This window comes from Vibrio kagoshimensis (genome assembly GCF_050337535.1).
In the GTDB taxonomy this organism is placed as follows: domain Bacteria; phylum Pseudomonadota; class Gammaproteobacteria; order Enterobacterales; family Vibrionaceae; genus Vibrio; species Vibrio gallaecicus.
In genome coordinates this window covers 38,392-59,658 of record NZ_JAKJSZ010000020.1, presented here as the reverse complement: position 1 = coordinate 59,658, position 21,267 = coordinate 38,392, and the positions used below count along the sequence as shown (strand labels likewise).

The 21,267-nt window shown below is 40.7% G+C and carries 17 protein-coding genes and 1 tRNA gene; 9 read left to right on the top strand and 9 right to left on the bottom strand.

The window, feature by feature from the left end; translation table 11 throughout:
• The first annotated feature begins 6 nt into the window (after nucleotides 1-6).
• Both L4C37_RS17850 and L4C37_RS17845 read left to right on the top strand, forming a co-directional pair.
• Nucleotides 7-1,809 carry a DUF3413 domain-containing protein gene (locus L4C37_RS17850; RefSeq protein ID WP_429769350.1) on the top strand — a complete coding sequence of 601 codons (1,803 nt, stop codon included), beginning with the start codon at nucleotides 7-9 and terminating at the stop codon, nucleotides 1,807-1,809.
• Nucleotides 1,810-1,990: 181 nt separating this feature from the next.
• Nucleotides 1,991-2,081: transfer RNA gene (locus L4C37_RS17845), tRNA-Ser, on the top strand.
• Between the two features lie 320 nt (nucleotides 2,082-2,401).
• On the opposite strand, the gene L4C37_RS17840 is transcribed toward L4C37_RS17845, so the two are convergent.
• From L4C37_RS17840 to L4C37_RS17815, 6 genes are all read right to left on the bottom strand, one after another.
• Complete coding sequence (locus L4C37_RS17840) at nucleotides 2,402-4,252, bottom strand: alpha-amylase family glycosyl hydrolase (protein WP_429769349.1); 1,851 nt, start codon at nucleotides 4,250-4,252, stop codon at nucleotides 2,402-2,404.
• Nucleotides 4,253-4,467: 215 nt separating this feature from the next.
• The gene (locus tag L4C37_RS17835; RefSeq protein WP_429769348.1) at nucleotides 4,468-5,589 is read right to left on the bottom strand and encodes an ABC transporter ATP-binding protein; all 1,122 of its coding nucleotides are present in this window, start codon (nucleotides 5,587-5,589) and stop codon (nucleotides 4,468-4,470) included.
• 207 nt (nucleotides 5,590-5,796) lie between these two features.
• Nucleotides 5,797-6,279 carry a glycosidase gene (locus L4C37_RS17830; RefSeq protein ID WP_137374664.1) on the bottom strand — a complete coding sequence of 161 codons (483 nt, stop codon included), beginning with the start codon at nucleotides 6,277-6,279 and terminating at the stop codon, nucleotides 5,797-5,799.
• Nucleotides 6,280-6,304: 25 nt separating this feature from the next.
• Entirely contained in the window at nucleotides 6,305-6,706 is a 402-nt protein-coding gene (locus L4C37_RS17825) for a hypothetical protein (RefSeq protein WP_429769347.1), read from the bottom strand.
• A gap of 21 nt (nucleotides 6,707-6,727) precedes the next feature.
• A complete protein-coding gene (lpxD, locus tag L4C37_RS17820) occupies nucleotides 6,728-7,732 on the bottom strand; it encodes a UDP-3-O-(3-hydroxymyristoyl)glucosamine N-acyltransferase (protein ID WP_429769346.1) in 1,005 nt (334 codons plus the stop codon).
• 20 nt (nucleotides 7,733-7,752) lie between these two features.
• The gene (locus L4C37_RS17815) at nucleotides 7,753-8,757 is read right to left on the bottom strand and encodes a hypothetical protein (protein ID WP_004734074.1); all 1,005 of its coding nucleotides are present in this window, start codon (nucleotides 8,755-8,757) and stop codon (nucleotides 7,753-7,755) included.
• Between the two features lie 409 nt (nucleotides 8,758-9,166).
• On the opposite strand from L4C37_RS17815, the gene L4C37_RS17810 reads away from it, so the two are divergent.
• Genes L4C37_RS17810 through L4C37_RS17785 form a run of 6 tightly spaced genes read left to right on the top strand, consistent with a single transcriptional unit; the run spans nucleotide 9,167 to nucleotide 16,102 of the window.
• Nucleotides 9,167-10,393 (top strand): sugar ABC transporter substrate-binding protein, encoded by a 1,227-nt coding sequence (locus L4C37_RS17810; protein ID WP_429769345.1) that lies wholly within the window; start codon nucleotides 9,167-9,169, stop codon nucleotides 10,391-10,393.
• A gap of 9 nt (nucleotides 10,394-10,402) precedes the next feature.
• The gene (locus L4C37_RS17805; protein ID WP_004734076.1) at nucleotides 10,403-11,686 is read left to right on the top strand and encodes a carbohydrate ABC transporter permease; all 1,284 of its coding nucleotides are present in this window, start codon (nucleotides 10,403-10,405) and stop codon (nucleotides 11,684-11,686) included.
• Between the two features lies 1 nt (nucleotide 11,687).
• Entirely contained in the window at nucleotides 11,688-12,521 is an 834-nt protein-coding gene (locus tag L4C37_RS17800) for a sugar ABC transporter permease (protein WP_017092506.1), read from the top strand.
• 15 nt (nucleotides 12,522-12,536) lie between these two features.
• Nucleotides 12,537-14,315 (top strand): glycoside hydrolase family 13 protein, encoded by a 1,779-nt coding sequence (locus L4C37_RS17795; protein WP_429769344.1) that lies wholly within the window; start codon nucleotides 12,537-12,539, stop codon nucleotides 14,313-14,315.
• A gap of 4 nt (nucleotides 14,316-14,319) precedes the next feature.
• The gene (locus tag L4C37_RS17790) at nucleotides 14,320-15,249 is read left to right on the top strand and encodes an ROK family protein (RefSeq protein WP_429769343.1); all 930 of its coding nucleotides are present in this window, start codon (nucleotides 14,320-14,322) and stop codon (nucleotides 15,247-15,249) included.
• Between the two features lie 58 nt (nucleotides 15,250-15,307).
• A complete protein-coding gene (locus tag L4C37_RS17785; protein WP_137374671.1) occupies nucleotides 15,308-16,102 on the top strand; it encodes a TrmB family transcriptional regulator in 795 nt (264 codons plus the stop codon).
• Nucleotides 16,103-16,313: 211 nt separating this feature from the next.
• On the opposite strand, the gene L4C37_RS17780 is transcribed toward L4C37_RS17785, so the two are convergent.
• Nucleotides 16,314-17,237: a histone deacetylase family protein gene (locus L4C37_RS17780; RefSeq protein ID WP_429769342.1), complete on the bottom strand. Its 924-nt coding sequence runs from the start codon at nucleotides 17,235-17,237 to the stop codon at nucleotides 16,314-16,316.
• A 322-nt stretch (nucleotides 17,238-17,559) separates the two neighbouring features.
• Here L4C37_RS17780 and L4C37_RS17775 point away from each other — a divergent pair, with 322 nt between their 5' ends.
• Entirely contained in the window at nucleotides 17,560-18,561 is a 1,002-nt protein-coding gene (locus tag L4C37_RS17775) for a DUF3080 domain-containing protein (protein WP_429769341.1), read from the top strand.
• Here the strand turns inward: L4C37_RS17775 and L4C37_RS17770 are convergent.
• Nucleotides 18,558-20,531: a DNA topoisomerase III gene (locus L4C37_RS17770; protein WP_429769340.1), complete on the bottom strand. Its 1,974-nt coding sequence runs from the start codon at nucleotides 20,529-20,531 to the stop codon at nucleotides 18,558-18,560. The two genes, L4C37_RS17775 and L4C37_RS17770, sit on opposite strands and share 4 nt — an antisense overlap.
• Nucleotides 20,532-20,634: 103 nt before the next feature.
• On the bottom strand, nucleotides 20,635-21,183 hold the full coding sequence (locus L4C37_RS17765; RefSeq protein ID WP_137374675.1) for an NAD(P)H nitroreductase: 549 nt from the start codon (nucleotides 21,181-21,183) through the stop codon (nucleotides 20,635-20,637).
• Nucleotides 21,184-21,267: the final 84 nt, after the last annotated feature.

Genomic DNA, 21,267 nt, shown 5'->3' with positions numbered 1-21,267 from the left:
TAATAAATGGTAGACAGCGCAAACTCATATAGCGATCGCGTTTCTCGGCTTGTTGGCTGGGGACACTGGTTTGCATTCTTCAACATCATTGCAGCGATGTTGATCGGTACTCGTTATATCACCCAATCGGCTTGGCCTGAAACGTTATTAGGGCAATTTTATTTAGCTGTATCTTGGGTTGGTCACTTCGGTTTCTTGGTTTTCGCTCTCTACCTGTTAGTGCTATTTCCACTTACTTTTCTATTACCCGCAAAAAAATTATTACGGTTAGTTGCTATATGTTTCGCCACAATTGGCTTAACTGTTCTTCTGATTGATACTCAAACTTATCAAACCATTAACCTCCACCTCACTCCTGTAGTGTGGGAGTTACTGTTTAGTGATGAACAAACTGCGATCAGCTCTGATCTTCAGCATTTATTTATTGTTATGCCGCTTATATTCCTACTCCAACTTGGCTTGTCTGAGTGGGTATGGCGTAAGCAGCGTAAACTTGCGCACAAACACGTGGGTCGCCCTTTAGCCGCTGTTTTCTTCCTATGCTTTATGGCAAGCCATGTCATTTACATTTGGGCTGATGCGTATTTCTATAACCCGATCACAAACCAAAAAGCCAACTTCCCGCTTTCTTATCCTATGACAGCAAAAAGCTTCATGGAAAAGCACGGTTTATTGGATAGAGAAGATTACCTTCAACGCTTAAAAGATAGCGAAGGTAATGTTGATCTCGTTCGTTACCCATTAGAAACTATTCAATATAATCGCCGAAGTGATGACTTAAACATTCTAGTGGTAAGTGTAAACAATCTACGCTCAGATACACTGAATGCGGATTCAATGCCGGCTAGCTATGCTTATGCGCAGAACAGCATCAATTTCACAAATCACTACAGTTCAAGTAATGATATGTATGGCGTCTTCGGTCTCTTTTATGGATTACCAAGTAGTTACTCAAGCAGTATTAAAGCTCAAGGCTCAAGCTCTGTTCTACTCGATGTATTGGATCATAACGGTTATCAATTTGCCGCTTTCAGTGGTGACAACTTTGATGACAACTTATACAGCGAAGTTATTTTCCGAAATAAAACACTAAGCGATTATGAATCGACCTTGGATGACGCAAGTGCGGTTTCAGCTTGGTCTTCATGGTTAGAAACATCAGCCACTAATGATCCATGGTTTAATTTCATTGAATTAACGACCTTAGATAATTTCTCGAGTGAAAATCAGCCTCAAGGTAGCCTTCTAAGCCCTAGTGAACGATTTAAACAAGATTACAACCAAGCTGCTTTAGCCGCCGATGCGCATTTATCTAAAATTTATGATGAATTAGAACGCTTGGAGTTAGATCAAAACACCGTTGTGATTATTACTTCAAACCACGGTACTGAATTCAATGAAACCCAGACAAACAGCTGGGGAGCTAACTCCAACTACAGCCGCTATCAATTACAAGTGCCGATGTTAATTAATTGGCCTGGGAAAAAAGCGACGGAATACACCCACCGCTCAAGCCATTTAGATTTATCAGTAACACTACTACAAGACTTGCTAGGCGTGTCTTCTAACCCAACGGACTTCAGCAGTGGGCGTAATATCTTCGATGAAGGTAAGCGAAAGTGGATTTTGGCTGGTGATTCTAGAGAACTCGCTCTCGTCACACCGAAGCAAACCACTGTGCTAGATAAGTTTGGCAACTACAAACTTTATGATGAGAATTACAAACGCTTAAAAGATGCCAATCCCCGCCTCCCTGTATTAATGCAAGGGTTAACGGAATTACAGCGTTTTTATACAAAAACTGACTAAGTGGGCATCCAGTTTTTGATAGATACCTATTTGAATTGATATAAACCACTAGCTAAATTAGAAAAGGAAGCCATTGCTTCCTTTTTTATTATCAGTAATGTTCATAAAACAAACAAACGAACTTAATTATGCAAATTAGGGGTTTACAAGATCTTCGTACCCTTATATTATGCACGCCAACGGAGGGATGGCTGAGTGGTCGAAAGCACCGGTCTTGAAAACCGGCAACCGTTAATAGCGGTTCTAGGGTTCAAATCCCTATCCCTCCACCACATTAAAGAAAGCCGCTGAGAAATCAGCGGCTTTTTTGCATTTGAAACATTTCTATTTGAGATTTGATTAAGTCTCATAGAAACAATCATATCTGCATCTACATCATCAAACATTACGTCATTCCAATATGCCGCCTCTAAGTAGCTATAGCCACTCAGTTATCACTATTACCTTCTAAGACCCAGCTAAATGATAAAACTCACTCTGAGCTGCTCAATACTCGATTTATGGTCTGTACATCAATCAAAAAATCACCCATAAAAAAACGCCAGCAACATTCATTGCTAGCGTTTAGTCTTAACCTACTATTAGTTTTCTACTATTGAAGTGTTCTCAACACCACCACTTCATTCTGCTCCAAGTTAAATGTGCCACTACCATCCGTCACAACAACTTGATCACCACCTAAAATATTATCGTAAGTTCCGTTCGCTAAGCCTAGGTTAATGGCATTCACAGAGGTGCTGTTACCTAAATTCATGGCAACGACAACAACATCATCCCCAGCATTGCGCTCGTAGACTAAAACATCATTACTTACCCAACGTTCAATGTAAGAGCCTTGCTGAATCGCATAACTTTCTTTACGCAATTTACTCAGTTTCTTAATCATTTGATAAGCCGGTGTATTGGTATCAAAACTTGGCATCATTTCACGGTTATATGGGTCATTACCCACCTGTCCAAACCCATTTGTCGTAAAGTTCGCTGCATAATGTTCTGTGCCATAGTAAATACAAGGAACACCACGAGAGGTCATAATAAGAGCTAAACCTAGCTCGACACGATCTTGAGCGAATGGAGCACTCTGGCGACCGCCCCATTTATCTTTACCGGGTCCAAAGTTGGTAGCGTCTGAACGAAGTACAGTAGATAAACGTGGAGCATCATGGTTATCTAAAAAGACAACCTGCCAATCACTCGATGTAAACTTAGTATCGCGAATTTTCATGTACTCATTAATCGCGTACATACCGGTACCATTGGCACGCAACAGCGCATCTTCTATCGTATTACGTAGACCAAAATCTAATAGTGCAGAGCCAGATGTGTTTGCAAAATCGATAGACTTCTCATTAATACCTGTAGCGGTGGCACCTGCATCCATCCATTCTCCGAAGAAATAGAACCCAGGCTTACCCTTCGCTTTTGCGTAATTGTTCAAATCGCCAGTCCAGCGTTGAATAAAAGATTTATCCATATGTTTAATCGCATCAATACGAATGCCATCTACACCGAGGTCAATCCAGAACTTTGCTCCTTCAACTAAGTATTGATAGGTTTTCTCATTACTTTGGTCAAAGTCAGATAAATTAAATAAATTATGGTTTCGAACTTGATAGTAATCATTCCAATCAGTCACTCCACCATTATGGTGATACCAGTTTTGAGTATCGCCATCGAAGTTAGTTTGATACACGCCATTTTTATATAACGCACCATATTCATTTTCATCATTGGGGTTAGAATGGTTTGGTGCATAGTCCAGCACCAACTTCATGTCATACTCATCCATTTTCTGGCTCAGAGCGCGAAAATCGTCAATTGTGCCTAAGTGCTCATCCACTTGGAAGAAATCACGTCCCCAGTAGCCATGATAACCAGCTGAACCATCTTTGTTTAATTGGTCGACATTATTCACAGGTGGGGTAATCCAAATAGAAGTGATTCCCATGTCTTTTAGGTAATCTAACTTACCTAATAACCCTTTGATGTCACCACCAAAATACTTCTTATAATCAGATCGGTCTGCAGAGTAAGTTTGAGCATTATTACCCGTATTATTTGCAGAATCGCCATCAGAAAAACGGTCTAAAAAGACGAAGTACATCGTTTCATCACGCATATCAAAAGCTAGTTTTTCATGGACCACAACACTATTGGTATCAGCGTAGAAGTTAATCTCATACGTTTTATTAGGATCAACAACAAAATTAGTTAGTGGGTAATTTTCTGACCAATCACCAAAACGGTCGATTTTGAAACTTGGAGGGTTACTGCCATCCCCTGTATTAAATTTTTTAACTATTTGCCAATGGTTAGGTTTCACTTTAACCATGCTTTCTGTTTGCCAATTATTTGCAGTTCCACGAAAATAAGCTTGATTCCAATCTGCGGCAGCAGGCAAGGAAGCAAGCAATACTGAAAAGAGTACTAACTTGTTCTTCATCATCTTGTCCTATTTTACGTTGATAAGTGGTTATTAGGGGTGCAGCAAACCCTCCAAATAAAGTATTGGATGGTTATATCGATATTAAATAGTCTTGATTTACTTTTTACTTTTTACTTTTTACTTTTTACTTTTTACTTTTTACTTTTTACTAAAAATAACCCCTATATATTTATTTAGGGGATATTTAAAAAGCGAGAGCTGTAGTTAGCAATTTACAAGGTTATATTTTGTTCTGTCTCCGCATCAAATATATGACAGAACCCTGAATCAAAATTAAACCTCACATTACTGCCAATATCCGAGGTGGTAATAGTTTGATTATTAACACGAGCAACAATTTCATTATTACCAATTTTAAAGTACAAATACTTTTCATTACCTAAGTTTTCGACGACGGTTAATTCACCAGGATGAACATTCACAGTTTCATCATCGGTAGCTAAGTCAATATGCTCAGGTCGAATGCCTAAACACACTGGCTTATCTATATAGTTAAGCAACTTCTCTTGCTTATCTTTAGGAATAATAATTTGCGCACCAGGCGCAAGTTCTACGTAAATATCGTCACCAAGTTTGCGTAAGGTTGTACTCACTAAATTCATCGCTGGTGAACCAATAAAGCCCGCTACAAATTTATTTTTTGGGTAATTATAAAGATTGGCAGGTGTATCTACTTGCATGATGTTGCCTTGGTTTAACACACAAATTCGATCCCCTAGCGTTAGCGCTTCCGTCTGATCATGTGTCACATAGATCATTGTTGCCGGGTTGCCCTCTTCTTTCAAAGACTGGTGCAGTTGAGCAATTTTAACTCGCATTGAAACACGCAATTTGGCGTCAAGGTTAGACAGCGGTTCATCAAATAAGAATACATCCGGTTTACGTACAATCGCTCGTCCCACGGCTACACGCTGGCGTTGTCCACCCGACATCTCTTTCGGTTTACGATAAAGCAAATCTGTAATTTCTAATTTTTCAGCCGCTTCTTCAACACGTTGTTTGATCTCTTCTTTCGGCTTTTTCTGCATCTTTAGACCAAAGGCCATGTTGTCAAAAACCGTTTTATGCGGGTAAAGCGCATAGTTTTGGAACACCATTGCAATGCCACGATCTTTAGGAGGTAAATCATTAACGACTTGATCACCAATACGAATATCACCACCTGAAATACTTTCAAGCCCTGCTATCATGCGCAGTGTGGTTGACTTAGCACAACCAGATGGACCCACGAATACCATGAACTCACCTTCATGAATATCTAAGTCAATTCCATGCACAGCTTTGAAGCCATTGTCATATTCTTTTTCTACTTTGCGTAGGCTAACTGTTGCCATTTGATACTCCGCATACGGTTTATATATTCAAGTGTAAAAATAAGGCTCACTTGGTATCACTTATTCAAAAATTAAACTGTCTATTTAGCGAGTGATTCTAAAGAGTAAAAACACTCGCTAAATAGGCAAAAGAAGAGAGTACTAAGGTCACTTATAGGTGACCCTAACGACTTTGAAGACCGATTAGTACTCTCAACGGAAATAATGCTATTTACACGCTTTTATAAGAGCTCGCACTGGTTTCTTATCCTTATTGATCTCAATACTCCATAAGTATTTTCCATCTTCAGGGATGTTTACTGTTGTATTTTTTGCAAAACCACCACGTTTCAGTTCTTTTTCATAGCCTACAACCATCTCTTTACCTGCAGCAGTAAATTGAGGATTCCAACTCATGGTTGCAAACTGTAAGCTTACATTTCCTGCTTTTTCTTCACTCACGACTTGATAGATGCCATTGCCTTTATGAGACATCTGGCGGTTATCCATGTGCATCCACTGGCCGTCAGGGAAAGTACCAATCACAAACAGTGAAGGGCGAATAGGACCACGGTCTTCAACACTTGCTAAATTACAGTCTGCAAAAGGACCAGTAGCAAGGTTTTGTGCAACTGCTGGAGCATCTGAAGTGCTTGCACACCCCATTAATGCAGAAGACAAAAGAGCAGTAAGCAGCAGAGTACGTTTCATTATAAATTCCTTATTATTCTAATCCTTAAATAGTCAGATTCATCTTCGTGTCATGGTCGAAAATATGACTAAAGTAAGTATCAAAGTTCACGTTAAAATATTTACCAATATCATTGGCATTCAAAACTTTATTTCTAACCTTTGAAACAAACAATTTATGTTCAATATTAAAAATAAGGTTATAGCCATTATCCTGTTTTTGTAACTCAGTAAACTGACCTTCTACGGTATTCAATTTATCGTTATCATCTGCTAAATAAATAAAATCAGGTCGGATACCAAACTTAACTTCTTCGTTAATATAGTTGGACAAGCATTCTTGGTGATGAGACGGAATATTTAAAGTAGAGTTATCTCCTAGCTCTAAATACACACCTTCAACACTATCTCTTATATAAGCATCAACAATATTAATTGATTCGTTCATAAAATTATCACTTAATAATATTCATAAATTAAAAACTCTCGCGATAAACCCCTTATTCTTAGGAGATTCATTACTATTCGATTTCTTGCTTTTATTTGTTAATTTATTAAGTGTGGCTAAATTTTTATAATACGAACGTGCGTCTTTTGCTGGATAGCCAAACAAATCACTATTTTCTGGGAAAGAGTGGCTCACACCTGATTTCGCTTTAACAACCGAGTTCTTGCCTATAGTGAGGTGCCCAGCAGTCCCTGCTTGACCATGTACAATCACGTTATCTTCAAGAATGGTGTGCCCTGCGAAACCCGTTTGAGAAACTAATAAACAATGCTGCCCAATCTTACAGTCATGACCTATTTGCACTAGGTTATCAATTTTGGTGCCTCGTCCAATCACGGTGTTGCCTAAGGTGCCACGGTCAATAGTGTTGTTACATCCAATTTCAACATCGTCTTGAATAATCACTCGACCAACGCTTTCTACGCGCTCATAGCGTGTTAACTTGCCAGTCATATATTCAAAGCTGTAATTTCCTATCGAGTTATTGGAATCGATAGTCACGTTATTACCGATCACGGTCCCTTCTTTGATAACCGTATTGGCATGAATGGCGACATTATTACCTATTGTCACGCCGTTCATGATTTTCACACCGGGCATAAAGTGGCAGTTTTCACCTATTTGACAATGCTTCCCAATATAGACATCTGGAGTATCAGAGGTATTGCCTTGATCAAATAATTGATACTTATGTACTTTATAAAAACGCATTAGTTGATTGAGCTTATCGGCATCAAGCTCATCAATGATAATTTTCGTTTTGGCTTGAGTTTCAAGCACAACTTTTGGTCCAACAATGACATCCGCTAAAGTTTCAGAAAGCCCTTTAAGATCTGACTTAGCGAATACTATCGCTAACCCTCCTTTTTCATCGCTTGATACTGGGCGAATCGTTGATATCTCTATTGATTCATCACCAACTACTTTGCCACCAAGGATTTGAGCAATTTCTGAAACTTTTATCATGATGTTCGACCTACTATTTATTAAAAGCGGTATAAAGCTTGTAAGAAGAGGGTGTTTTGTTCAACCACTTTTTCATCACCTGCATATTGAGCAGCATTCGATGTTTCAGTATCTTTCGCCCATTCATACTCAGCTTTCATTAACCAATCGTCACCTACAGCTTGCTCATAGCCAACTGTCGCTTTACGAATATCTTTGAAGTAATCGTCGTTACTGCCAATTCCATTCGTTTCGTTTTCACCGATACGCGCTCGCACATACATTGTGCCTGCATCATCAAAGCTGTATTGAACAATTGGTTCAGCGTATTTTTCAGTAAAGTCACTGACTTTATTGCCGTTTGCGTCGTTTTCTTTAATTTGGTAGAAAAACTCAACACCCATTTCCCAGTTACCAAAACGCTTATATGGCTTGAAGAGTAAGCTATAACCTTCTTCTTTTATCGTGCCCCACGCACTCTTATCTTCATCATTCAATAAATATTCAAGGTTTGAATAGAAACCAGCACCATATTCATTGTTCCAGTAGGTTAGGTATGGTCTAAAACTGTGTTCTGTTGTGGTATGGCGTAATCCATTAACACCTGCAGTGCTATATATCTGGCTTCTTGTATATTCGATGTCATAGACCGCACCAGTTGCCCAGCCACTGCCTATGTTAAAACCTTTGTTCAGTGACAAAAGATGTTTGTAACCATCTTCTGTTTCACTGTATCCCGTTTGTTCTTTCTTACGGTCTTCCAATTTAAACGCATACAGAGCCGACATGTTCCACTTAGCATTTTTGTAGAACAAACTTACTACTTCGTGAGTCCTGGTTTTCTCAGTAGATTCAGTCCCCCCCCACTTAGCCCAGTCGGTAGTCGTTTTGTATTCATACTCAACTGATGATCCAACGTGCCCGCCAAACTGCATAGCTTCATCAAAAAAAGTATCTTCAGGTGCAAAGCCTCGGTCGCTTGCTAGTGCAGTGGTGCTAATGAGTAGGGTGTTAGCTATCACTACAGACAATATTGTTCGTTTCACAGTATTTCCTTATTAATCCGGCAATGGAGTTATTTTTTAATAATTCTGGCCACGAATTTTAGTAGTTCACGTTGAACGCCTAATTATTGTTCTGCATTTATTTTTATTTTTCTTCCTATAGAAATGATATATGAGACATTGGTCACCTTTAGCTATGGAAATAATTGACCACCATCACGAATAGTAGGGTTTTCATCAATCTAAGTGTCAAATTGAGCCTAGTTCTTGCTGTCATTCCTTAGCTAACCTGGTTTCATACATAACAAGCCACAATACTATTAAACCTGTAAATATAGTGATTAACATCACAAACACGCTTCTATTCCACTCAATTCGTATTGACATATTTTGGTCGAGACATAACCTAGTAGTATCTTATGAACTACTACTTTGATTGTGCGGTGTGGATATGAAAAAAAATCTATTTACGACAACGTTAATGGCTGCAGCTTTAGTATCAGGATTCGCTTGTGCTGAAGAAATTGTGCCAGAAAGCGGTGCAGAGCTATTAATCTGGACAGATAAATCAACTGTCGATTACATGGAATATGCAGCTGAATCTTTCAACAAAGATTTCGCCCAAGATATTAAGTTCTCATTCAGAGGGCTTGCACCCATCGATTCGGCATCTCGACTTATTCAAGATGGTGGCTCAGCGCGTGTTGCTGACGTTGCCGAGATTGAACATGACCTACTGGGGCGTTTAGTTGTTGCCGGTGGCGCAATGGAAAATCTAGTCTCTGCAGACCGAATCAATAGTACATTCATGCAAAATGCTATCAGTGCGTCACAAGCAGAAGGCGGCAGTTATGGCTTCCCTGTCAGCTTCGCAACAACGGCTCTTTTCTATAACAAAGACCTACTGCCTGAAGCGCCTGAAAACTTTGAGGAACTCATTGAGTTTTCAAAATCCTTCAATAGTAAAAAAGAGCATAAGTACGCCTTACTTTGGGATATCCAAAATTACTACGAGTCACGTATGTTCGTCACACTCTATGGCGCTTATGAATTTGGTAAAAACGGGACGGATGCAAAAGATATCGGCATTGACTCTGAAAAGGCTCAACAAGGTTTAGAGGCAATGAAGAAACTGCGTGTTGCTAATGACTCTAACCCTATTGATATGCGTAACCCGCAAGTTCGCCGTGGTTTATTTAGCGAAGGTAAAGTTGCCGCGATTATCGATGGTCCGTGGGCGATTCAAGGTTATAAAAACTCCGGTATCAACTTTGGAGTTGTGCCTATGCCTAAATTAGAAGGTCAGCAGCCGCGTACTTTCTCAACAGTTAGGCTTGCAGTTGTCTCTTCCTATACTGAATACCCAAGAGCAGCTCAATTATTTGCCGACTATCTCACGACCGACAAAATGCTCAAGAAACGTTACGAAATGGCTCAAGCTATCCCGCCAGTTCAAACCGTTATGGAAGAGATTATCGTCGATGCTGACGAAGCAACTTACGCCATTATCACTCAAGGTTTCTATTCAGACGCTATGCCTTCAGTACCTGAGATGGGGTTCATTTGGTCGCCAATGGCAAGTGCAATTACGGCATTTTGGGTAAATGATAAGTCACCAAAAGACGTATTAGACCGAGCTCGCTCAATTATCGAAGAACAGATCGAACTCCAAGAGTAAAGAGGATCTATGTTGTTATCAGAGACTAAGCCGGCACCACGAGTGCCTGCTGCTCTCCTCATAATGGGGAGCACACAACTCTTAAAAGGTCACTGGGTAAAAGGTGGCGTATTCTTAGCAATGCAGCTAATTACGTTATTGGTTTTCCCTGAGCTACTCTCTTCGCTGAAAGGGTTAGTAACTTTAGGCGACGTAGCTCAAGTGCGTAAAGGCTTTACGATCACCCAAGGCGACAACTCAGTATTTATGCTGGTAGAAGGTGTGATCGCCTTACTCTATAGCTTCTTATTCATTTGCTTATATTTAGCCAACGTTAAAGATGCAAAAGAAACCCAAAGAACCAACCTGACTTTACGTGAACAGATCAAAGATATTTACGACCAAAAATTCGCATTTATCATGCTGTCCCCTGCTTTTGTAGCCAGTATTGCTTTCATCATAATGCCGATCATCATTACTGTGATGGTGTCATTTACTAACTATTCTGCGCCTCATCATATTCCACCAAGGAATTTGGTTGATTGGGTTGGTTTTAAGAATTTCTTTGCCTTATTTGAGCTTAAAATTTGGTCAAGCACCTTCTTTGGCGTGGCATCTTGGACAGTAATGTGGGCATTTTTTGCCACTATCTGTACTTGCGGTTTTGGATTTTTGCTGGCGCTTGCATTGCAAAACAAAAACATCAAAGCAAAGAAAGCGTGGCGTTTTGTTTTCATTCTTCCTTATGCCATTCCAGCCTTTGTGACCTTGTTGATGTTCCGCCTACTTTTGAATGGTATAGGTCCAGTTAACGCGGTATTGAATTCTTGGGGACTAGATTCTGTTGCTTTCTTATCTGACCCATTTACCGCAAAAATCACGGTTATTGCAGTCAGTGTTTGGGTCGGCGCACCTTACTTCATGCTACTTATCGCGGGTGCATTAACGAATATTCCCGAGGATCTTTACGAAGCCAGTGAAGTGGATGGAGCCAATAAACTCCAGCAGTTCTGGGAAATAACTTTGCCTATGGTATTACACCAAGTTGCGCCATCTCTAGTGATGACCTTTGCCCATAACTTCAATAATTTCGGTGCAATTTTCCTATTAACCGAAGGTGGTCCAATAAACCCTGAATATCGATTTGCTGGTCACACTGACATCTTGATCACTTGGATCTACAAACTGACATTAGATTTCCAGCAGTACCAAATTGCTTCTGTTATCTCAATTGTCATCTTCTTATTCTTGTCTGGTATTGCTATTTGGCAGTTCCGCCGCATGAATTCCTTTAAAGACGATGTAGGTATGTAACATGGATAAGTTTATTGGAAAAATCGGTACAGCCATTGTTTACCTCTTCCTAATAACCAATGCGTTGTTAGTACTTGGACCGGTAATTTGGACCGTTATGGCGTCATTTAAAGCGGGTAATAACTTATTTAGCTCATCGTTTACAGGGATGGAGTTTACTCTTGACCACTACCGAGCACTTTTTACCGACACGCCATATTTTGAGTGGTACAAAAATACGTTCTTCCTAGCAACCGCCAATATGATCATTTCACTGATCGTGGTAACCATTTCGGCGTTTGTATTCTCACGTTACCGCTTCAAGGGTAAACGGAACGTAATGATGAGTATTTTAGTGTTGCAGATGTTCCCTGCGTTTCTATCAATGACCGCTATTTACATTTTATTGTCCAAAATGGGCTTAATTGATACTTACGCTGGCTTACTGTTTGTTTACGTCACTGGCTCCCTTCCCTTCATGATTTGGCTTGTGAAAGGTTACTTCGACGCTATCCCAACATCATTAGATGAAGCGGCCAAAATTGATGGCGCTGGTCATATGACGATTTTCTTAGAAATCATTTTACCACTAGCCAAACCTATCCTTGTCTTTGTCGGCTTAGTTTCATTTACAGGACCATGGATGGATTTCATTTTGCCAACGCTAATCTTGCGTAGTGAAGAAAAAATGACTCTCGCAATTGGTATCTTCAGTTGGATTTCATCGAACTCCGCTGAGAATTTCACCTTATTTGCCGCAGGTTCTTTGTTGGTAGCCGTCCCAATCACGTTGCTATTCGTTGCAACACAAAAACACATCACCACTGGTCTCGTCAGCGGTGCAGTAAAAGAATAACGCTAGGAATACAGCATGATTACAAGAAGTTCACTTACACACTCGGCAAAGAGTGCGGACAGTTACGCCTATGATAATGAAACACTGCACCTGCGATTACGTAGTGCAAAAGGTGAAATTGAACGTGTATCCCTGTGGATAGGCGACCCTTACCATTGGGCTGAAGGCGGTCTTGATGGTGGTAATTTAGGAGGAAGCGATGCCCACGGTTGGGTAGGTGGTAACGAAGTAGCAATGATTCACGAAGGTGAAACCGAGCACCACGACCATTGGTTTGCAGAGTTTAAGCCGCCAAAACGCCGTAGCCGTTACGGGTTTATTTTATACGGTAAAGATGGAGAAAAGATTCTCTTCGGTGAAAAGCGATGCGCTGATTTATCTGAACCTAAAAAAGCAGAAACAGAACTCAGTAATTTGAGTAACTTTTATTGTTTCCCATACATCAACCCACGCGATGTATTGAAAACACCTAACTGGGTGAAAGATACCATTTGGTACCAGATTTTCCCTGAACGATTTGCAAATGGTCGACCTGACATATCACCTATCAATGTCCAACCTTGGGGAACAGAGCCTAAATCGGATAACTTTATGGGTGGTGACTTGTGGGGCGTAATTGAAAAACTCGATTACTTACAAGATCTGGGCGTTAATGGCTTATATCTGTGCCCTATCTTTACTGCCAATGCCAACCACAAATATGACACGGTTGATTACTATAATGTCGACCCACATTTTGGCGGTAATGAAGCGTTCAGAGCACTGGTAGCAGAAGCCCACCAGCGCGGCATGAAAGTCATGTTAGATGCTGTATTTAACCATATTGGCACTCAATCTCCTTTATGGCTGGACGTTGTTGAAAAAGGAGCGGAATCTCAATACGCCGATTGGTTCTGGATTAATAAATTCCCAGTTTATCCTGATACGCCTAAAGAGGAATGGGACTTCTGGAACCTCAACTACGAAACCTTCGGCAACGTCGTTGAAATGCCAAAGTTAAATACTGAAAACGAAGAGTGCCGATCGTACCTTTTAGATGTAGCCCGTCACTGGGTAGAAGAATTCAATATCGATGGCTGGCGTTTAGACGTCGCCAATGAAGTTGACCACGCCTTCTGGCGAGACTTCCGAAAAGTCGTCAAAGGAGTCAACCCAGATTGCTACATTCTTGGTGAGATTTGGCATGAAGGCATGCCTTGGCTGCGCGGTGATCAATACGATTCATTGATGAACTACCCATTAACCCAAGCCATTACCGACTACTTTGCGCTCTCTGCGTTTGATAAGCATAGCTTTATTAATGCTGTAAATACCTCGTACATGGCATACCCAAGAAACGTTAATGAAGCGATGTTTAACTTGCTTGATAGCCATGACACTACGCGCATCCTTTCTCTATGCCAAGGCGATACACGTAAAGCAAAACTCGCGTATTTATTCATGTTCACTCAAGTAGGTGCACCTTGTATTTATTACGGTGGCGAAATTGGTATGGATGGTGGCCGTAGTATGGGCAGTGAGAATAATCGTAAATGTATGGAGTGGAATGTGGAGAATCACGACTTAGACTTTAAGGCTTTCATCAAAGAAATGATCGCTTTACGTAAGGCTAATCCCGATTTAAACCAACCAAACCTAGACTGGGTATCTGTAAACGATGCTGACTGTATTGCTTATCGCCGAGCTGAGCACTTATTTGTTCTCAATAATAGCGAACACGACAAGCAAATTGAGCTAGAAGGACGTTCAATCTCAATCAAAGCATTTGGCTACCTTATCGAGAAAGTTCAATAACTTGATGAACACTGCGATTGTTATGGGAATCTCTATTGATTCCCTACTTACTCACTCAATAATAAGCACTTCTTTTGGTAAAGAGGTGTATCGAACAGTGCAGAAAACGCCAGAAGATAAACAAAACCTATTTAAATATCTCGCTGAACTGATCACTCAAGTTAGCTGGCGATATGGGCAAGTCGCCGCAATAGGTATCAGTGCTTCTGAATATTACTCTTCAGAGTATCTACCCGCAGAGCGTGACGGCTCTCAAGACGACCATTTACCCCTAGCACAATTGGCTATTGATTTAACAAACCGTTTTAACTGTGATTGCATACTCGTCAACCACTCGCAAAGTGCCATCATGACGGAGTTCCAACGCTCAAAAAACCTTACCAATGAGACGGTATTAAGTGCCACCATTGGTGATAGCTGCGGGATCAGTTTCTACAATAAAATGAAGAATGTTCATCACTCACTATGTGCTAATTGGGCTCATTCAACATTGCCCAACTTTCAGTGGCTCGTTGATGGCTTAACACCAATCTGTCGCTGCGGAAATGAAACATGCATAGAACAGTTTGTCTCCGAGCAAGGCATTGAACGTCAGTACCACCAAGTCGTATTGCGTGACCGAACTCTTTCACAAATCTTTGATGGTGTTGATGAAATAGACACACATTCAACCCGAATCTATCGAACTTTTGTTGACCAACTGGCTCGTAGTTTAATTAAGCCCATCCAGTCTTTAAGCCCTAGTCAGTTAATTTTATCTGGATCCGCAAGCGCCTATCCTTCTTTACGTAACGATTTGAAAGTCGCGCTCTATCGCAACAACGCCGCGAGTGACTTACCCGTAATCACTCAGCTACCGCAAGATGAATTCCTTTTTGCATACGGCGCTTCTCTCATCGCAATAAAAAATAACAACAATCATTTACGCTCATAGTTGCAGGAATGGTAACCTTAGCAGGAAGAAAACATTGAACAGTTTCAGAGGACAACCCGTGTCAGAGCTAGTGACCAAATTGATGGATTTTGGATTTACCAAAACCGATGCACTTGTTTACATTAATTTGCTGAAAAATGGCCGCTCCAGCGGATATAAAATAGCGAAAGAGATCTCTATTTCGCGATCTTCTGTCTACTCATCGATAGATAACCTCTACACCAATGGCTATATCTTTCTGTCCGATGGGGACACAAAAGAGTATGAAGCCAAATCACCCGATTTAATTTTTAGCCAAATTGAGAAGAAGACTGTAGAGAACATTAATATCCTCAAAACAGAACTTTCAAAGATGATGCTGCAAGAGGAAAAAGAATTCGTCTATAACCTCACGGGCTCTGAGAATTTACTGCAAAAAGCCAAAGAAATTATTAATCAGGCTAACCTTGAGGTTTACCTCAACACTGATTTTAATTTAGAGCTTTTTTCAAAAGAATTATGCGATGCAGTAGAGCGTGGCGTCAGAGTTATCGGTTTCTCATTCAATAAAATGGCGAAACCACATGAAAAGATAGAATTATACTCACGCTCTGAAACGGAAGAGACAGAATACCCTTCTCATCGCTTTATGTGTGTGGCAGATATGAAGCTAGCCTTGATGTTTTCTCATCGTGAAGAAACTGTGGGTTTGTATGCGAATAACCGGCTGATCGTGAAGATGATTGCAGAGCATATTCATAGTGATATCTACCTAACTGAATATGAACGTTTAGAACCTGAAAAACGCGTGCGTGTGAACACCATTCATGAACAGCACAATTCCATGGTGCTAGATGAGCTTAAGAAACATTAATGGTCACATTTTAACAATCCGCTGAAAAATCAGCGGATTTTCTTTTTCTTCCATCTATGGTTTTACTAACAATTTATTCTTTGCTGGAAAAATCATTGATGAACACTGATCTCTGGTGTTTTGATAATTAACCAGATGAGAAAGGGTGACTGCGAAGTGAAGACTGGCTGAACAACGAACTTATAAAATATCGAAAACAACCCCCAGAAGATTAAGATACATTTAGGCTCACTGCCGCCTCTAACAGCTGTAAATGAATAGGTACTAAGTCTTCATGTTGCGTTCGGTACCCTCCACCAACTACGCATCCAATCGGAATCCCTTTCTCTTTTGCTAATGCCAACATGAATAAATCACGCTTATAAATACCTTCAGTCGTAATATTTAAGTAGCCAAGTTCATCTTCAATATGAATATCGACCCCCGCATCATAAATAATCAGATCAGGTTGATGGTGTGCAATCGCCATTTTTGTCACTTGTTCAAAGCAGTTTAGGAACTCTTCGTCACCCGTATCTCTGGCTAAAGGAACGTCAAAATCAGAACTTGGCTTTCTGGCAGGAAAATTCTTATCACAATGAAATGACACTGAAATCACGTTAGAATCATTAGCACATAATGTAGCGGTGCCATCACCATGATGAACATCACTATCAATAATCAGCACTTTATCTATACCATCAAATTCTAGAGCGTGTTTCGCAGCAAGAACCAAATCGTTAACTAAACAGAAACCACTACCAAAATCATAATGTGCGTGGTGATACCCTCCGCTCAAGTGGATAGCCAGTCCATGTTCAATCGCCAGTTCCGCCGTTAAACACGTTCCCCCTCCTGACAGTAATGTCCGCTCAATTAACTGCTCACTCCAAGGGAAACCAATCCGCCTCATTTTAGCTGCTGGCATAGATCCTTGAACTAATAGGTCAATGTAATCAGGGCAATGAACTTGTTTAACCTGTTTAACATTAAGCTTCTCTGGTACCACAAAATTGAATACACCCGACCACGAAGGCAGTGCCTCGATTTGCTGTATTGCAGCTTCATAGAGCAACCTGTACTTATCTATTGGATATCTGTGCCCGTCAGGCAATGGAAGTTGAGAGTAGAACGGATGATAAATAAGAGGGATCATACAAGGTACCAAATCTGAGATACTAAAATGGTATCAGGATAAAGCTTGGATTCAACCCAATTAAATGATAATAATTATCAATCAATATAATTATTTGGATTTTTATGAATCTTAACTACTCATTCTTCTTAGGTGTATTTGCAGGTACCTTCGCGGCACTCGGTGCTTTTATAAGCTTTATGATGTTAAGTTGGTGGGCTGTCGATTTTCTGATATCGGTGAACAATGTAGCTTAAATGTTGGGTATGAGAATTCAGTGTATAAAATTAAGTGTATTAGCCTGATCTTGAATCGACTTGATAAACTTCGCTACACTTAAGATATGCCGACTACTCGCAAGCCACTATCTTCGTTATTTATCTCCCTGATCCTCGTCTTGATATCAGGGTGCAAAGAAACATCTCCTGGCGATGTTTTTAACGACTACCACGAACGTATCGCTCGTGTTCAAGATGTAAGTCAGCTAACTCGTGAATTCGAAGCTTCACCCTTGCCACGTAAACGTGAACTCTTCATTAGCCCTCCTGAAATATCGATAAGCCTGTTAGACAGTTACCAACTGCGCCAGTGTGGTCTATTTAATCTCATAGCAGAAAGAAATTCGGTACTTGGAAAAGTCGCCGATGAGTTTCGTAATTTTGACTACCAAGTCGCTTTAATTGAGGGTTTAGAGTCGTGCTTAGCAACCAACAACGTCACCAAGTTAGATGATAGCGTCGTTCAGCAGCTCGTTGAAATTAAGAAAAAGAAAGATGCTCAGCTTAAAATACACAAATGGAACCTGCTGTATACAAGCCAAGCAATGCAAAGTCAGCTTAGATTTAAAGGTTGGATAAATGAAGATGTTGATGTTCGGGTAGGACAAATCAGCGATGCGCTTACTTTTCTCAATAGCGCTATACTCACACCATCAACCCAAACCAAAACTGTAGACGTACAAGAGGTTTTGGAAAGAAACCCTATTATAGGGGATTTGAATTACTCTTTAGCCAATGCCACATTTCAGCTGGCTTTAATCACGACCCAACTAGAACAAAATGACCATAAGATCACTTGTGGAAAACAGCGTGACCAAACCCAATTTCGATATCTAAATAACGTATTTGAACAGCAATACATAGAAAAAGTGCAACCCTATATGGCTCACCTTGATAGCTATTACCAAACACTTTCTCCAAGCCTAACCCTTTTCTCTCAGACGCTTTCAATCCATCAATATCATTTCCCGATTAGAGATAACCACCAGAGGTTTAGGCTCGCCATATTAGATCACGTAAAATATTGGCAGCAGCTTTTCCAACGTTGCGGTAGAAAGCTAGGCTAGCCTTTGGTCGATTTTCTTGCAGTTGTTTTTTTACGTGTTCCACCTTTTCTACGCTTGAAGGCGGGTCTTTCCACTTTAGGTAAATGACGCAATGATTCCGGCACTTCGCCCGTTTTGACTAGCGCCATCAAACCATCGACCTTTCCTTCAAGCGCCTGCATAAATGGCTGGTAGGCTTGATTTCGTTCAGCCATGCCTTGCAGTTGATGCTCCCAGTGAGCGGTCATATCTGGGTATGTTGAATCAGTCGGCAATGCATTAATTAGCCCTCGACCTGCAGGGCTACTATGGATACTTTTTCCTTGACGAGTTAGGAGTTGCCTCTTAAATAAAGTATCCAAAATCCCTGCTCGTGTTGCTTCCGTGCCTAAGCCATCGGTCTCTTTTAGTATTGCTTTAAGATCTTTATCTGCAACAAATCTAGCAATACCAGTCATTGCTTGTAATAAAGTCGCTTCAGTAAAATGCTTCGGTGGTTCTGTTTTTTTATCGCTGATTAACCCTTCACGGCAAGTTAGCACTGTCCCTTTCGCTAGAGGTGGAACCGTATCAACTCCTTCTTCTTTCTCCGCTGTATCACTTTTACCCATAAGCACTTTCCAGCCAGGGCTTACAAGCTGGCGTCCTTTTGCAGTAAAAACACCACCAGCAATATCAAAGACTAACTTCGCATCAGCAAAAACCGCATGTGGGTAGAATTGCATTAAATACTGCCTAGCAATTTGTTGGTAAATTTTCATTTCATTCGCTGACAAGCCATTAACCGATGATTTTTTAGGCGTAGGGATAATCGCATGGTGCGCATCGACTTTACTGTCATTCCAAGCTTTCGATTTAAGAGATAAGTCAGCCCCTTGAGCACCACTGGACAGCTCTTTAGCGTTATTCGCAATAGCGTCAACAACAGATTCTCTTTGAGAGTAATGATCTTTAGGGAGATAGCGACTGTCTGAACGCGGATAAGTAATGAGTTTGTGTTTCTCATATAAAGACTGACAGGTATCTAAGACTTGCTGCGCACTCATACCAAAACGCTTGGCAGCATCAATTTGTAAAGCAGATAAAGAATAAGGTAAAGGAGCAGATTGTTTGGTTTGTTTTTGCTCAGACTCAATAACGGTCGCAGGTTGATTCGCAATGCGATTAGCCACATTTTCAACCAATTTACGATTAAGCACGCGCCCTTCTTCATCTTGCCAAGGTTTGCATGCCTCGCTTGGTTTCCAGCGAGCTCGAATATCAAATGACTGACCACTTTGGCCACCATCCGGTGGTTGGTATGGAATTAGTGCATGCAAAGTGAAGTAGTCTTTCGAAACAAAGTTTTCTATTTCTTCATCTCTGCGAACCACCAAACCTAACACTGGCGTTTGCACTCGACCTACCGACAACACACCTTGGTAACCCGCTTTTTGACCTAATAAGGTATAGGCGCGCGTCATATTCATTCCGTATAACCAATCCGCACGAGAGCGTGCAAGAGCGGAGATAGAAAGTGGGATAAATTCTCGGTTACTGCGCATTTGATTTAATGCTCGTTTAACCGCGGGTAAGTTTAAGTCGCTGACAAGCAAACGCTGCATCGCTTCTTTTTTGGTTTTAGAAACCTTGCAGTAATCAATGACTTCATCTACAAGCAATTGCCCTTCTCTATCAGGATCGCCAGCATGAACAATTTGAGTGGCTTCTTTGAGTAGCTTTCTGATTACTGTGAGCTGTTTACTGGATGTTTTTCTTGGACGAAGCTGCCATTGCTCCGGAACAATCGGTAAATCGGCTAAGTTCCACTTTTTATAGCGTTCATCATAACTATCGGGTTCAACTTGCTCTAATAAGTGACCAATACACCACGTAACGATATCGCCATTACCACAACGAATAAAACCTTGGTCTTTCTTTTGTGGGTTAGGTAATGCTGCCGCAATTGCACGCCCTAAGCTTGGTTTTTCGGCGATGATAAGACGAGACATAGTTTTCCAATAGCTATAAATAATTAGAGCCACATTATCTAATGTGGCTCTAATAAATCAAGGAAAACTGTTTATTTGTACAGCTATAAAAGCCCGTATCGGATTATAGGAACTCAACAAATTTAGAAAATTCTCTTTCCGGGACTTTCATAGGTGTACAACCCGGTGTACCTAGATATAAGAAACCAACGATTTCATCGTCACCTTCTAGACCAAATGCTTGATGAACCTCTGGGTGGAACATCCACTTGCCTGAACGCCAAAAACCTTGGAAACCTTGCGCGACTGCGGCCATTTGCATTGCTTGCGCAGCGCAACCCGCAGACAAATGTTGCTCGAATGCAGGCACTTTGTCGTGTTCAGTCACTTTTGCGATGACAGTGATAACCATAGGTGCTCGAAACGGCGCTTTCTTTACTTTGTCAATGACCGCTTCTTCACTTTCGTCCGCTTCTGCTGCTCGAACTAAAATATCGGAAAGCTTTTGTAAGCCTGTACCTTGTGCAATCACAAAGCGCCATGGCGTTAGCGCACCATGGTCAGGAGCTCGTAAACCGGCTTTGATAATATTTTCTAATGCAACACCTTCAGGTGCCGGATCAGAGAGTTTTGCGATTGAGCGTCTGTTGAGCAATAGATCCAAAGCATCCATTTGAAGTCCTTACTAATTTTTATTGTTTGTATAGTTGAACTGTAGCACAGATTACAAACGATAATAAATCTCAACAGCTGTCCA

Coding starts and splice junctions, on each gene's coding strand:
- L4C37_RS17780 (WP_429769342.1), bottom strand. CDS start 17,237: ATGATCCCTCTTATTTATCATCCGTTCTACTCTCAACTTCCATTGCCT.
- lpxD (WP_429769346.1), bottom strand. CDS start 7,732: ATGATAAAAGTTTCAGAAATTGCTCAAATCCTTGGTGGCAAAGTAGTT.
- L4C37_RS17810 (WP_429769345.1), top strand. CDS start 9,167: ATGAAAAAAAATCTATTTACGACAACGTTAATGGCTGCAGCTTTAGTA.
- L4C37_RS17835 (WP_429769348.1), bottom strand. CDS start 5,589: ATGGCAACAGTTAGCCTACGCAAAGTAGAAAAAGAATATGACAATGGC.
- L4C37_RS17850 (WP_429769350.1), top strand. CDS start 7: ATGGTAGACAGCGCAAACTCATATAGCGATCGCGTTTCTCGGCTTGTT.
- L4C37_RS17765 (WP_137374675.1), bottom strand. CDS start 21,183: ATGGATGCTTTGGATCTATTGCTCAACAGACGCTCAATCGCAAAACTC.
- L4C37_RS17790 (WP_429769343.1), top strand. CDS start 14,320: ATGAACACTGCGATTGTTATGGGAATCTCTATTGATTCCCTACTTACT.
- L4C37_RS17830 (WP_137374664.1), bottom strand. CDS start 6,279: ATGAAACGTACTCTGCTGCTTACTGCTCTTTTGTCTTCTGCATTAATG.
- L4C37_RS17840 (WP_429769349.1), bottom strand. CDS start 4,252: ATGAAGAACAAGTTAGTACTCTTTTCAGTATTGCTTGCTTCCTTGCCT.
- L4C37_RS17795 (WP_429769344.1), top strand. CDS start 12,537: ATGATTACAAGAAGTTCACTTACACACTCGGCAAAGAGTGCGGACAGT.
- L4C37_RS17805 (WP_004734076.1), top strand. CDS start 10,403: ATGTTGTTATCAGAGACTAAGCCGGCACCACGAGTGCCTGCTGCTCTC.
- L4C37_RS17825 (WP_429769347.1), bottom strand. CDS start 6,706: ATGAACGAATCAATTAATATTGTTGATGCTTATATAAGAGATAGTGTT.
- L4C37_RS17800 (WP_017092506.1), top strand. CDS start 11,688: ATGGATAAGTTTATTGGAAAAATCGGTACAGCCATTGTTTACCTCTTC.
- L4C37_RS17770 (WP_429769340.1), bottom strand. CDS start 20,531: ATGTCTCGTCTTATCATCGCCGAAAAACCAAGCTTAGGGCGTGCAATT.
- L4C37_RS17775 (WP_429769341.1), top strand. CDS start 17,560: ATGCCGACTACTCGCAAGCCACTATCTTCGTTATTTATCTCCCTGATC.